The organism is Pseudoalteromonas thalassia (assembly GCF_049257215.1).
GTDB classification, from domain to species: domain Bacteria; phylum Pseudomonadota; class Gammaproteobacteria; order Enterobacterales; family Alteromonadaceae; genus Pseudoalteromonas; species Pseudoalteromonas lipolytica_C.
Map to the genome: position 1 here is coordinate 48,971 of NZ_JBMMUE010000006.1, position 14,170 is coordinate 63,140.

Genomic DNA, 14,170 nt, shown 5'->3' on the forward strand with positions numbered 1-14,170 from the left:
CTCTTATTCTTTATTATCAGCAATAAATTGCGCTAATCGCTGTGCATCAAAAGGCCAAAATAATTTTTCGCCTTGATGAGCTTCAACAACCGGAATACTGGTTTGGTAAAGCGCGATAAGCTGTTCACTATCCATGATATCTTTTGCAGCAAAGGAAACGTTTGCTGCAACTAATAATTCATCTGCCATTTCACACAAATGACAGCCATCTGTGTGATACAAGGTAAAACTAGCCATGTGTAATAAGCCAACTATTATGAATTTGCTTATTGCGTTTAAAATCTGGCGATAAAGTTTTGTCAGAAATATTCTCTGCTTTTAAGCCAAGCCCCATTAAACCAACTTCATCCATGATAAAGCCACGCTTGTTGTTAGAGAATATAAGCGTGCCATTTGGACTTAAAATCTTTTTAACCCAAGTAAGGAGTTTGATATGGTCGCGCTGAACATCAAATGCATCTTTCATACGTTTTGAGTTTGAGAACGTCGGTGGATCTAAGAAAATTAAATCATATTGACCTTGTGCGTATTCAAGCCATTTCAAGCAGTCAGCTTGCTCAAAACGAAAACGAGTATTGCTCAAGTCATTAAGCGCGAAATTCTCTTGCGCCCATTTTAAATAGGTCTTTGACATATCAACGGTAGTAATTGCTTTGGCACCACCTATCGCAGCATGAACAGATGCACTGCCCGTATAAGCAAACAAGTTTAAGAAACGTTTACCTTGTGCGTTTTGTTGAATATAACGACGAGCCAAACGGTGATCTAAGAATAAACCTGTATCTAAATAATCAAATAGGTTTACTTTAAATTTAGCACCAAACTCTTCGACCACTTGTGTGCGATTTTGTTTTGATACCTTCGTATATTGCTCTTCACCTTTTTGCTTTTTGCGTACTTTAACTGCGATATTCTCTGGCGCAATTTCTAACTGCTCAGCGGTCAGGCTAATCACATCTTGTAAGCGCTTTTGTGCCGTAGTGTCATCGATTTCTTTCGGTGCGGCATATTCAAAAATAACCGCTGAATCATCGTACACATCAACTGCAACGTTATATTCTGGAATATCCGCATCATAAACACGGTAACAGCTTACTTCATTTTGCTTTAACCAGTTTTTCAAGTTTTGCTTGTTTTTCTTTAAGCGGTTTGCAAATGCTGTTGAACCTTCAAAGTTAAGTGCTGGTTTATCTTCTTTGCTTAGCTCGACTTGTTTATCGTCAAGTTGATATAAATTTAGCACCACATCTAACGGGCCATTTTTGAACTTATAGCGTTTTAATTTAACAAGCTTTAATAACTTAAATAGGCTTTCGTCGGTGCCAAGTAAAGCAAGCTTCCAATGGTTAAAGTGCTTTTTGAAGCCAACACCTAAGCTTCGGTGTAAGTTAACCAACTCTGCCATAGAGCCTAAACGCTCACCATAAGGTAAGTTTGAAATCACCACACCAGGAAGCTTAGCAACAGAAGTTAGCTTAGTTGCATCGCTTTGTTTAAATTTAATTACATTACCAAGGTCTGCGCGTTCCGCGTTTTCTTGTGCTTTTTTAATTACACCAGCATCAATATCATGTCCAATAAGCCAAAGCTTTGGATCAGTAATTTGTGCCGTTAGTTCTGCTTTTAACTCTTTGTATTTTTGGATGCGGAAACTTGGTAGGCGCTCAAACGCAAAACCTTCGCGGAATAAGCCAGGCGCTTCATTACGAGCCATGCTTGCTGCTTCAATTAAAATGGTACCAGCACCACAGCATGGATCAAATAAAGGTTGTTGTACATTTTCAAGCCAGCCACTTCGCTTTACAAGTGCTGCAGCTAAATGCTCTTTAATCGGTGCTTTACCTTGGTCTTGACGATAACCACGTTCAGATAAACGTGGACCTGAATAGTCAATATAAAGCGCAACACCTTGGCGATTTAATCTTGCTACAACACGCACATTAGCGTTGTACTTATCAACATCTGGGCGCTGTTCAAATAGATCTGAAAAATAATCAACAATCGCATCTTTTACGACAAGACCAGAGAACTGGGTATTTTTTAAATCGTTGTTAGTACCACTAAAATCAACAGCGAAAGTTTGTTTTGGGCCAAACCACTCTTGCCAAGGCTGTAGTCGTGCAAATTGATAAAGGCTTTCTTTGTCTTTAACGCCTTCTTTTTCTTCTATCAGCATCATGATACGAGTGGCGAAGCGACTCGATAAACAAATTTTTTGTGCTAACAGGCTATCTGCTTCAAAACGTACAGAGCCCACGGTTTGTTTAGAGACTTCTGCACCAAGTGCTGTAAGCTCATCAACAAGTAAATTTTCTATTCCGATAGAAGTAAGTGCGATAAATTGCAAAGTAAAAACCCTTAAATGCTAATTGCGCAGGATTATAGCATAGCTTGGCGAACAAAAACGCCAACATTTGCAGGGATATTAGCTAGATTTTTACTTAGCCCACTAGGTAGCGAATCTCTCGCCGCGATTAAATTGCCTCTAGAGTGAACATATTTTAATTCACAAAGGTCAACACGCCCTAGGCCGATTTAAACTGTTTTTGTTGAATATAAACAGGATGGATACGATTATTTAGAACCTTGATGGCTTCAAACTGCTCTAGAGATAGATTTTCGTCTAACTGAAAGTGTGCGCTCAGATTAATGCAAACAGATGCTTCTGGTGAATGATCGACAATTAAAAACTCACCGTCTTGTGCCTTCGAGTTTAACTTTACAACCGCTTCAACACTTGGCTGGCTACCCTGGTATTCATGAAAAAACCAACTCTTTGCAAGTACTGGCTTCAAATGAAATTTAACTGCTGTAGCGTTAAGAGCAATTTGGCAAAGCTCTGCCGGACTCCATAATGAGAATGTTTCAAGATATTGATAAACTTGCTGATAAAATGCAGCATCTTCAAGACTGAAGTTTGGCTCTTGTAAAACAGCATCAGTGAGTTGGCGTAATTTGTAAGGTGTGCACAGTTGCATATCTTGGTCAAGGTCAACCAAAAGACGATTATTTTTTGCACAAGCAAGCCATTTCCATTGCTTCGATGCTTGTAACATGTCTCCTCCCTAACTTAGAATTCTGTGCGATTAATCATAAATTATAGCTAAGCCTGACCATTAATAAAATACTTTTTTAGAACATTTTATTAATGATCAAATGCTTAGATAACTGATCCTTATAAGCCGTTAAGGATCGTTTTTACCAATTCTGGGCCTTTATAAATAAAGCCAGTATAAACTTGTACAAGGTCGGCACCCGCTGCAAATTTTTCTTTTGCAGAGTCTGCATCATCAATACCACCCACACCAATGATAGGTAACTTACCATCAGTTAAACGCTTCAGCTCACTAACCACGTGGGTTGAGCGCTGACGTACTGGTTGTCCAGATAAACCGCCCGCTTCGTTTGCATATTGTTGGCCTTGTACTGCCGCACGCTCAAGTGTGGTGTTTGTAGCAATAACACCATCGATCTTATTGTTGATCAATGACTCACTAACTTGCGCAATTTGTATTTCATCAAGATCTGGGGCGATCTTAACAAGCATAGGCACTTGTTTGTTATGCTTTGCAGCTAAATCAAGTTGTTCATTTTTTAAGCTTTGTAGCAAGTCATCAAGCGCTTCACCATATTGTAAATCACGAAGACCCGGAGTATTTGGTGAAGAAATATTTACTGTGATGTACGATGCATGCTCAAATACTTTGCGCATACAATGAATGTAGTCATCTTTACCCTGCTCGTTTGGTGTATCTTTATTTTTACCTATATTTATACCTAGAATACCATCATATTTCGCCGCTTTTACGTTATTAACTAGGTTATCAACGCCTTTGTTGTTAAAGCCCATACGATTTATGATCGCATTTGATTCTGGTAAACGGAAAATACGCGGCTTATCGTTACCAGCTTGAGGGCGAGGAGTAACAGTACCCACTTCAACGAAGCCAAAACCCATTTGTGAAAATGCATCAATACACTCTGCATTTTTATCTAAGCCTGCCGCTAAACCTACTGGATTTTTAAATTCTAAACCCAAAAAGTTAACTGGTTTATTAGGGACAGATTGAGACCACGCTGCACTCAATGGAGTATGAGCAAATCGGCGTAAATTATTAAGTGCAAATTCATGAGCCCACTCCGCATCACGGGTAAACATAAAACGGCGAGCTAGATCATAAAACATGGTTTGTTCCTTAGGTAAAAATAAACAAGGTAGCCGCTTATAAACGGACCATTGCAAATTAAGGGCAAAAAAATACCCCAGCGAGCTGGGGTATGTATTTTAACGACTTTTCACTTATTTGGAAGTGTCACAGTTGTGGCTTAACAACATTAGTTCACGAAGTGCCACTGAGAACTTCGCAAAATCATGGCTTTGCGATGTTTTGAATTCAGATAGCATCTGTTTCCAACGTTGTAGAAGTAGATCTTGGTTATCCATCCACTCATCAATTTGTGCATCAATGTCTTTGCTGTCTGCTGCAAAGCTATTAAGTACCACAGCCGATAATGTACGTTGTTGCCAATCAAGCTCTTCACGGTAAGAAGCACGAGCAAGTGCTTGCCAGTGATTTGCAACCGGTTGGTTAGTAATTTGGTCAAGGAACCAATGTAAGCCCATACGCGCACCCAACTTGAAGTACGTGTTAGATACCATAGCAATACTACGCTCTGAATTATTAGCAATTTCAGCTAAGTCCATTACAGAGAATAGGCTTGATAGAGACACAACTCGTGTCGCAAGTGCTTTTGGTACATTGCTATCAATTAGCTTCTCAGCTGCTTTAACCAAACGCTCGCTTTCTTTTTCAACCATGTAGCTATTTAAGTTTTCACTTAAATCAGCAAATGTTGGTGCAAAGAACTGAATTGCTTGCTCAATCGTTTGTGCTTTATTGCGATGACGTAAGAACCAACGTGTTGCACGACGAACCGTACGACGTAACTGATAGAGCATTTCTGTTTGTACAGCTGCTGGGATCTTATTATCAAGTGCAACAATTGATGACCATGTTTCTGGCATCTGGAACACTTCTTTTGCAATTGAATAGCAAAGCGCGATTTCTGCTTCGTTAGCACCTGTTTCTTCGTGCATACGAACCATGAAGTTAAGGCCCATATCGTTAACAATATTATTGGCAAGTTTTGTTGCGATAATTTCTTTACGAAGTGGGTGATTATCCATTGCATCGTTGAACTTCTCACGAAGTGGTACCGGGAATGAATTAACCAATAACTGACGGTAATAAGGGTTTTCAGTGATTTCATCAACCACTAAAGACTCTTTAAGTACCATTTTCGCGTAAGAAACTAGTACAGATAGTTCTGGACGAGTTAAATCTTTACCCGCTGCTGCGCGCTCTGCAAGTTCTTCATCAGTTGGAATGAACTCAATCGCACGATTTAACTTGCCATCTTTTTCAAGGGCATGGATAAAACGTACTTTTTCTTTAAGTGTTGATGTGCCTTTTGACTGTGTAATCGATAAGGTATGCGTTTGACGATAACAATCTTTAAGAACCAGCTGCGATACTTCATCGGTCATAGCATAAAGTAGCTCATCACGTTGTTTACGCGTTAAGTCACCTTCAGCAACTAAGCCATTAAGTAAGATCTTAATGTTTACTTCGTTATCTGAACACGCAACACCACCTACGTTATCGATGAAGTCAGTGTTAACACGACCGCCTTTAGCTGCAAATTCGATACGACCTAATTGAGTAGCACCTAAGTTACCACCCTCGCCTAAGATCTTCGCACCAAGCTCAGAACCGTTAATACGAAGTGCATCATTTGCGCGGTCACCAACATCTGCATCAGTCTCTTTAGAGTTCTTGATGTAAGTACCGATACCACCATTCCAAAGTAAATCAAACTCCATCATTAGAGCTGCTTTGATTAATTCGTTAGGTGTCATGCTCGCTTTTTTAGTGCCAAGCATTTTCTTCATTTCAGGGCTTAAGCTAATTGATTTAGCCGCACGAGAGAATACACCACCACCTTGTGAAATAAGGTCTTTGTTGTAATCTTCCCAAGAAGAACGCGGTAAATTAAATAAACGCTCACGCTCAGGGTAAGATGTTGCAGCATCTGGGTTTGGATCAACAAAGATGTGCATGTGGTTGAACGCCACTTGTAAGCGAATGTGCTTAGAAAGCAACATACCGTTACCAAATACGTCACCCGCCATGTCGCCGATAGCTACAACAGTGAAATCAGTTGTTTGACAGTCAATATCCATTTCACGGAAGTGACGCTTAACAGACTCCCACGCACCTTTTGCAGTGATACCCATTTTCTTATGGTCATAACCTACTGAGCCACCTGATGCGAATGCATCACCTAGCCAGAAGTTATATTCATTTGCGATGCCGTTTGCGATATCAGAGAAAGTCGCAGTACCTTTATCGGCAGCAACAACTAAATACGGGTCATCTTCATCATGACGAACAACATCAACTGGCGGAACAATCTCTCCACGTTCGATGTTATCTGTGATATCTAATAAACCACGGATGAAAATTTTGTAACACTCTTGGCCTTCTTTGAAGAATGCTTCACGGTCTGTCGGTAGCTGTTTACATACGAAACCACCTTTCGAACCTACTGGCACGATAACCGTGTTTTTAACTTGTTGCGCTTTAACAAGACCCAGTACCTCAGTACGGAAGTCTTCACGACGGTCAGACCAACGTAGGCCACCACGTGCAACTTTACCACCACGTAAATGCACACCTTCAACGCGCGGCGAGTATACGAAGATCTCAAACGCAGGCAGTGGTAATGGCATTTCTGGGATCATAGAAGGCTGAACCTTGAACGATACATATGACTTAAATTGGCCATCCGCTTCTTTTTGGAAGAAGTTCGTTCTAAGAGTTGCATTGATCATATCAACGTATAAACGGATGATACGGTCATCATCTAGGTTTGCTACGTTTTCTAGTTCAAGATTTACTTGTGCAACTAGCTTCTCAAGTGTCTTCTCACTACCAGGGTTCTTAACTGAGAATTTTTTAGTGAATAAGTTAACGATTTGCGAAGCAATATGTGGGTAATTTGCAAATGTGCTTTCGATGTAAGTCTGCGAGAAAGTTACACCAATTTGACGCATGTATTTAGCGTATGCACGAAGAATAGACGCTTCACGCCCGGTTAAACCACCCATTAATACTAAACGGTTGAAACCATCGTTTTCTAAACGGTTATTCCAAACATTAGTAAGCGCAGCACGGAAACGAGCAGATACTTTATCAAAGTCAGCAATGCCCTTATTGTCAATTAGCATGGTGAAATCCATGATCCAATTAACTTTACCGTCTGTCGTTTTAACTGAGTAAGGCGTTTCACCCACTACACGTAAGCCAAAGTTTTCTAACATTGGCATGACGTCAGATAAGTGGATTGGCTCATCTTTATGGAATAAGCTTAAACGAACAACATTAGTATTTGCTTCTTCTTGTGGACGGTAGAACAACATTTCTAGTTTGTTTTCGTCATTAAGAAGCTCAAGTTTCTCGATATCAACAACCGCAGCACTTGGTAAAACCTGATCTTTATATGCACTTGCAAATGCTTGTGCATATTTACGATTTAGTTCTTTACCGCGTGCTTCACCTGCACTTTCAAGTAGTGCAGACTGGAGTCTATCTTCCCAAGTACGGGCAGCTTCAATTAGGTTGTTTTCGATGTCTTTCACGTTATATTCAATATTATTGTCAGTCACACGCACCGTATAATGAGTACGGGCTAATGTTGACTCAGAGAAGAAAGTAGTAAATTCGACTTTGTCGTCAGAATTAAATGCGTTAGCTAAGATACGTTGCGTTTCACGACGTAGTGCCGTGTTATAGCGCTCACGCGGAACATAGACCATGCAAGAGAAGAAACGGCCATATGCGTCTTTACGCACAAAAATACGGCACATATCACGCTCTTGTACTTGTAGTACGCCCATAGCAACTTCAAGTAGTTCGGCTTCACGTGCTTGCACAAGTTCATCACGTGGGTATGTTTCTAGGATATTTAATACCGCTTTATAAGCATGGGTGCCTTTAGCAAAGTCACACATTTCCATAATGCGATTAATTTTACTTTTCAGTACCGGAACATCAGCGGCGCTGTTGTTGTAGAAGCTCGAAGAGAATAAACCAAGGAAACGGTCTTCACCAATTACATTACCTTCCTCGTCAAAACGCTTGATACCCACATAGTCAATATAAGCAGGACGGTGAACACGAGACACTGAATTAGTTTTCGTTAAAATCAGTAAATTATTGCTACGCGCTTCTTGACGTGCAACTTCTGGTAATTCAGAAAGTAAACGGCTGTGCTCTTCGTCTGTGTTTTTCATCAGACCAAGGCTAGTACCTTTTTTACCTTTTAATTGATAATCACCCTGTACAGGCGACAGTTCATACTCACGATAACCCATTAGGGTAAAGTTATCTTTTGCTAACCAGTCTAAAAACTCAACCGTTTCAGCAACTTCACTTTCGTTATTATTATGATGACGCTTAGGTAAATCCTTCGTTACAGCAATTAGCTTTTCACGAATTGGCTGCCAATCTTCTACAGCGATAGATACGTCAACTAACACAGACTCAAGTTCTTTTTTGAAAGACTCAATAACTTTTGCATCTGTTTGGCGATCAATCTCGATAAAGAACACCGTTTTTGTTGACGTTGATTCTTGCTCTGCTTTTAAACTTGAAATACCTGTGATTTTAGCATTTTTGTCACGTTGGATTTTCAGTGGAGAGTGAAGTAATAAGTGAGAAGAGATGTTTTCGCGAGTCATGGCCATACGCACAGAATCAACTAAGAAAGGCATGTCTTTCGCGATGATTTCAACAATAGTGTGCGATGACTGCCAGCCATCTTTTGCTACTTCTGGATTGAAGACACGGACAACCGCGTCATCAGAGTTATTTTTTTCTAGCGAGTTCCATAGGCTTAGTGCAGCGCCATATAAGTCACTATCGTTGCGATGTGCCAAATCCTCTTTAGACATATTGCTGTACAAGGCTTTGGCGAATTTCTCAACGAGTAACACATTATCAGCGTGAACTTTTTTCTGGATCAGCTTACAGACATTATCTAAGATAACCGAGGCTTGCCCTTCATTTCGTGTCATTGTATGTTCCTTAATCTATACTACTTATCGATTAGTAGAATATTTGTACAGCCATTTATTAGCGTGGAGTCAGGTAAATTCTAACTCTTTTGCAGCTAATAAACAGCCTTTTCGATGAAATCATTTTAAGCTTTTCAGCTATTTGGTCATCTATTCACAAAATATAGATATAAATGGCCATTACTGGCCATATTGGAGCACAATTATTCACATTATTTTTTCTGGTCAGTCCAGAGGAAGCTACCAATTGCAGGTAAAAGTAGTACTGCGCCCAGCATGTTAACCAAAAACATGAAGGTCAAAAGAATACCCATATCTACTTGGAACTTCAGATCAGAGAAAATCCATGTGCTAACACCAATGGCTAAGGTAATACCCGTGAATAACACTGCACTGCCACGCTCTGCTAATGCATTGCGATAAGCCACTTCGAGTGCCACACCTTGTTTTAGCTGCCCCATCATTGATGAGAGTATATAAATCCCATAATCAACACCAATACCAACACCTAAAGCGATAACTGGTAGTGTCGATACCGTTAAACCTATTTCAAGTTGTACCATCAAGGCTTGCGCTAAAGTTGATACGATATACAGAGGTAATACAACCGCAACCGTTGCCTTAACACTTCTAAAGCTAATTAAGCATAGCAGGATTACGGCGCCGTAAACGTAAAGCATCATAGGTAGCTGTGCAGCTGATACAGATTCGTTGGTTGCAGCCATTACACCCACAGGCCCTGACGCTAACTTAAACTTCAACTCATCCGTTTCTTCAGCCTTAGCAAACTCTTTAACTTTCGCTACTACATGGTCAATAGTTTCTGCTTTGTGGTCATTTAAGAAAATAATCACTGGCATTACAGAGCAGTTACCATCAAGTAAGCCTGAGCTTGTTTCAACGCGCGAAGTAGCTTGCACTAAACTAGCCGTATTGCGCGGCAGGCTTTGCCATTTTAAGTTGCCCTCGTTAAAGCCGGCATTCACAGATTGTGCAACTGAGCTTAAACTCACTGCTGATTGCACCCCTGCGACATTTTCCATCTGCCACTGAAAACGACTAATACGCTCCATCACATCATGCTCAGTACAAGCAGCTGGGTATGCTTCAACAATTACTTTAAGAATATCTGATGAAATGGTGTATTTATCTGAAATTAAGAAGGTGTCTTGGTTATAGCGGGCATCTTGGTGCAAAGACGGCGCACCTGCGTGTAAATCACCAATGCGCATTTTGTCAGCTTGCCAATAACCCACTGCAAATAATATCGCTGTAAGCACAATAATTAAACCGGCGGTTCTACGGTCCGTCGCTTTTACTAACAGTTCACGCAATTTATCTAAGAAATTCGGTTTGTCTGAGTGTGTTCCTGCTTGAATATGTACAGAGCCTTCAAAGCGCATATACGATGCCCACACTGGTAACAATACGAGGTTTGTGAAAATAATCACAGCCACACCTAAACTTGCGGTGATGGCAAGTTCACGAATAATACCAATATCAATGGTGAGTAAGGTTAAGAAGCCAATTGTGTCTGATAGCAACGCGATACCACCTGGGATCAAAAGTGCTCTAAAGCTTGCCTGACAACACACCCGGGTTGAGCTTCCTGACGTCACTTTTTTACCGATGTCATTGATCATTTGCACACCATGACTTACGCCAATCGCAAACACTAAAAACGGCACCAAAATTGACATAGGGTCTAAGCCAAAGCCCAAGGTTGATAACAAACCTAACTGCCAAACAACGGCAATGATTGAACAGGCAATCGGTAAAATTGTCAGTTTTAAAGAGTGGCAGAACAGCCAAACCATCACAAAAGTAAAAGCAATCGCGATTGCAAAAAATAACAGTACGCCTTTAGCACCCTCTGCTACATCCCCTGCCATCTTTGCAAAACCAATAATATGGATACTGACTTTATCAGTACTTAACGGTTCACGAACTTGTGTTTCTAGTTTTTCAGCAAAGGCTAATGTATCAAGTTTTTCTTGTGTTTGCGGATCAGTTTCGAGTAACTGGGCTGTTACCATTGCACACGAGTAGTCACTAGCGATCATACGGCCGACTACTTTTGCTTTTTCGATGTTTTCTTTTACAACTGCAAGACCACGTTTATCAGCTGTGAAGTTAGCCGGAATAATTGGACCACCAGCGAAGCCATCTTCAACAACTTCAACAAAACGTGCACTCGGTGCGAAAATTGAATTAACTAATGGACGGTTAACACCTGGAATAAAATAAAGCTGGTCATGAACTGCTTTTAGTTGGGTAAAAAATTCTTCATTGAAAATATCACCGTCTGCATCACACACCGAAATTAAAATACTATTTGCACCACCAAATTGCTTTTCGTGTTTGGTGTATACTTTCATGTATTCATGATTAAGAGGGATATTTTTATTAAACGAGGCGTCTAATTGAATTTGTGTTGCTTTGAATAATAAAAAACAGGTGATCAAAGCAAAGGAAATAATTGCGAACAAGCGATGACGAAACACCGTTCTTTCTAAAAAGTCTAATAAACCACGCATTACGGATTCAACTCCTTCACTTTAATGCCATTTTCTGAAGCCATAATTAGTTTGTCTTGAAACACAACACCGTCGAGCAATGATTTGCCATCGGCCATTTGCTCTTCTGATAATTGATCACCCTTAACATGAAAAATAACCCCACTATTGGCAAATAAAAGCCATTCGTTATTGTGGTTTATTGCGCTGTTGACGGTGGCATAATTAGTGTTTTGAATTGGTAACCACTGTTCACTATTTGCTTGACGAGTAAATATATTGCCACGCAGACCTGCAACTAGGTCTTCACCACCCTGATCTGCAGTTGACGCAAACGTAAAGAAAGAGCCCATATAAATCTCTTCAAGACGTTGCCATGTTTGGCCATTATCAACACTTTCGGCCATTAGCCCCATTTCACCTGCTAAGATTAATCGGTCTTTAGTTTTCACTATACGATTAAAATGCGGCAAAATTGATGCCGTCTCAAGCTCATATCCTTCAGGATCTGTTTCTTTTAAATCATTCAAATAGTCGCGATCATCTTCAAATAACAAGCTATCTAAAAAACGTTTCTGCCATGTTTGGCCACCATCAGTGGTTTCAAAAAACATGCCGTATGCACCCACTGCATAACCATGGCTTTCAGATATAAAAAGAATATCTAAACATGGTTTATCCATGTTTGGTAAAGATTGTTGTAACTGCCATGTTTTAGCAGCATCCACGGTGTTGATAATAGTGGCATCGTGGCCACAAGCCCAGCCTAATTCGTCATTATAAAAATCAACCGCGGTGAGTAATACTTGTGTTGGTACACTGGCTTGCTGCCATGTTTGTGCGTCAGTACTAGTGATAACCACACCATGTTTACCAACAGCAACCAGTTTTTCACCGACCAATTCGATGTCAGTGAGTAGAGTTTTGTTTGCATTAACGGCACTAATCGCTTGTTGCGGTGTGGGCATGTCTAGAGAAAAACATGAAGCACTATAAGCAAGACAGGCATAAAGCAAATACTTCATAAAGATAAATCGCCTTCGAAAAGATAAAAAGAGAAGTCAAAAAAGCCACTGGGAAAACCAATTGCGTGTCTTGATGACTTACGCGAATTGCAAAAGGCACCTGAAGTCAGGTGCCTTAGATTGTTTAACGACCTTCGCGGCGTAAAGCGCTTGAAGTGAACTCGTTATCATTGAATGATTGTGAGAAATCATACATTTTTTCTTGGTTATCTAAACCAATTGCTAGGTAACGACGTGAGTTAAGGTCATGATAAACTTCTAACGTACTCCAATGAGTCGGTACTTCATAGTAGTTAAGACCATGTGCCATTGCTACACGATACATTTGGTCACGGTTATCATAAATATCCGTTACATGTACTTGCCAGCTATCTTCATCAATATAGAAAACACGTTTCTTATAAATATGACGCGTACCTTCTTTCAGGTTTGCTTCTACAACCCAAACACGGTGCTTTTCGTAACGAACATATTCAGGGTTAATGTGACCAGCTTGCAAGATATCATCATAGCTTAACTTATCGCTGTGAAGTTTATAGCTGTTATATGGAATATAAAGCTCTTGTTTACCTTTTAATGTCCAGTTGTAACGGTTAGGAGAACCGTTGAACATATCAAAGTCATCAGTGGTACGTAAGCTATCAGCCGCTGTTCCTGGTGCATCATATGCAACATTAGGTGCGCGACGAACTCGACGCTGACCTGAGTTGTATGTCCATGCTTGGCGTGGCGTTAAGATCTGGTCCATAGTTTCATGAACTAATAACGCAGTACCTGCTAGACGAGCTGGCTCAGTTACTTTTTGCTTAAACTTAAACAAGATATTAGATTCTTGCAGTTTTTCTGGCGTTGCATCTGGTGATGAATATTCAACTAAAAGTTGCTCTTCAAAACCAACATAATTATATGAGCCTGACGCTGTTGGTGCTGCTTGACCACCAGAGCGTTCAATTGATAAACCACGGAAACGTAAAAGGTGATTCCAAATTGCTTCTAAACCATCTTTAGGAATTGGGAAAGGTACACCCACAGCTGTGTTTTTAATACCGTTACCACCTTCAACTAACTCGGCTGTCGTAGCGTATTTTTTAGTCGCATCATAAACAAACTGCGGATAAGACGCGCTACGACGCGTTGGATAAATGTTCATCTTAAACGTGTCTGGATAAGTGTTGAATAATTCAACCTGACCAGGGCTCAAGTACTCTTTATATTTATCAACGTTTGACTTATCGATGGTGAACAACACTTTATCATCAGCGAATGGGTCTGGGTGGTGCATGCCTGGTTTATAGTCTGCAGGAGGGGTTGTGATACCACCCGTCCAAGCTGGAATAGAACCATCTTTGTTAGCTGCTTTTTCTGCGCCAATTGGCGTTAAGTCATTACCTAAACGTGCTGCTTCATCAGCAGTAATTTTTGCAAGTACACTAGAGCTTGCGAAAACGCTACAAAAAGCTGCAGCAATGAGGGTAGGTTTTCTAATAATC

Annotated in this window: 8 protein-coding genes; all 8 read right to left on the reverse strand. The window is 40.4% G+C overall.

The features are described 5' to 3' along the window. Positions 1–3: 3 nt before the first annotated feature. The 8 genes from AAEU31_RS09110 to AAEU31_RS09145 all read right to left on the reverse strand — a co-directional run bounded on the left by AAEU31_RS09110 (position 4) and on the right by AAEU31_RS09145 (position 14,169). On the reverse strand, positions 4–237 hold the full coding sequence (locus AAEU31_RS09110) for a glutaredoxin family protein (protein WP_138557572.1): 234 nt from the start codon (positions 235–237) through the stop codon (positions 4–6). Further along, on the reverse strand, positions 230–2,347 hold the full coding sequence (gene rlmKL / locus AAEU31_RS09115; RefSeq protein WP_138557573.1) for a bifunctional 23S rRNA (guanine(2069)-N(7))-methyltransferase RlmK/23S rRNA (guanine(2445)-N(2))-methyltransferase RlmL: 2,118 nt from the start codon (positions 2,345–2,347) through the stop codon (positions 230–232). The genes AAEU31_RS09110 and rlmKL overlap by 8 nt, the downstream gene beginning before the upstream one ends. Positions 2,348–2,525: 178 nt before the next feature. Beyond that, the gene (locus AAEU31_RS09120; protein WP_421967043.1) at positions 2,526–3,056 is read right to left on the reverse strand and encodes a cell division protein ZapC domain-containing protein; all 531 of its coding nucleotides are present in this window, start codon (positions 3,054–3,056) and stop codon (positions 2,526–2,528) included. A 119-nt stretch (positions 3,057–3,175) separates the two neighbouring features. Continuing rightward, entirely contained in the window at positions 3,176–4,186 is a 1,011-nt protein-coding gene (gene pyrD, locus AAEU31_RS09125) for a quinone-dependent dihydroorotate dehydrogenase (protein WP_235382744.1), read from the reverse strand. 114 nt (positions 4,187–4,300) lie between these two features. Then, positions 4,301–9,139 carry an NAD-glutamate dehydrogenase gene (locus AAEU31_RS09130; RefSeq protein ID WP_421967044.1) on the reverse strand — a complete coding sequence of 1,613 codons (4,839 nt, stop codon included), beginning with the start codon at positions 9,137–9,139 and terminating at the stop codon, positions 4,301–4,303. Positions 9,140–9,351: 212 nt separating this feature from the next. Next, positions 9,352–11,676 (reverse strand): efflux RND transporter permease subunit, encoded by a 2,325-nt coding sequence (locus AAEU31_RS09135; protein ID WP_421967045.1) that lies wholly within the window; start codon positions 11,674–11,676, stop codon positions 9,352–9,354. Next, complete coding sequence (locus tag AAEU31_RS09140) at positions 11,676–12,680, reverse strand: WD40/YVTN/BNR-like repeat-containing protein (protein WP_421967046.1); 1,005 nt, start codon at positions 12,678–12,680, stop codon at positions 11,676–11,678. The genes AAEU31_RS09135 and AAEU31_RS09140 overlap by 1 nt, the downstream gene beginning before the upstream one ends. A gap of 124 nt (positions 12,681–12,804) precedes the next feature. Further along, a complete protein-coding gene (locus AAEU31_RS09145; protein WP_135926279.1) occupies positions 12,805–14,169 on the reverse strand; it encodes a DUF1329 domain-containing protein in 1,365 nt (454 codons plus the stop codon). Position 14,170: the final 1 nt, after the last annotated feature.

Bases quoted from the DNA above. Each gene is read 5' to 3' on its own strand.
- AAEU31_RS09110 (WP_138557572.1), bottom strand. From the start codon at position 237: ATGGCTAGTTTTACCTTGTATCACACAGATGGCTGTCATTTGTGTGAA.
- AAEU31_RS09120 (WP_421967043.1), bottom strand. From the start codon at position 3,056: ATGTTACAAGCATCGAAGCAATGGAAATGGCTTGCTTGTGCAAAAAAT.
- pyrD (WP_235382744.1), bottom strand. From the start codon at position 4,186: ATGTTTTATGATCTAGCTCGCCGTTTTATGTTTACCCGTGATGCGGAG.
- AAEU31_RS09130 (WP_421967044.1), bottom strand. From the start codon at position 9,139: ATGACACGAAATGAAGGGCAAGCCTCGGTTATCTTAGATAATGTCTGT.
- AAEU31_RS09135 (WP_421967045.1), bottom strand. From the start codon at position 11,676: ATGCGTGGTTTATTAGACTTTTTAGAAAGAACGGTGTTTCGTCATCGC.
- AAEU31_RS09140 (WP_421967046.1), bottom strand. From the start codon at position 12,680: ATGAAGTATTTGCTTTATGCCTGTCTTGCTTATAGTGCTTCATGTTTT.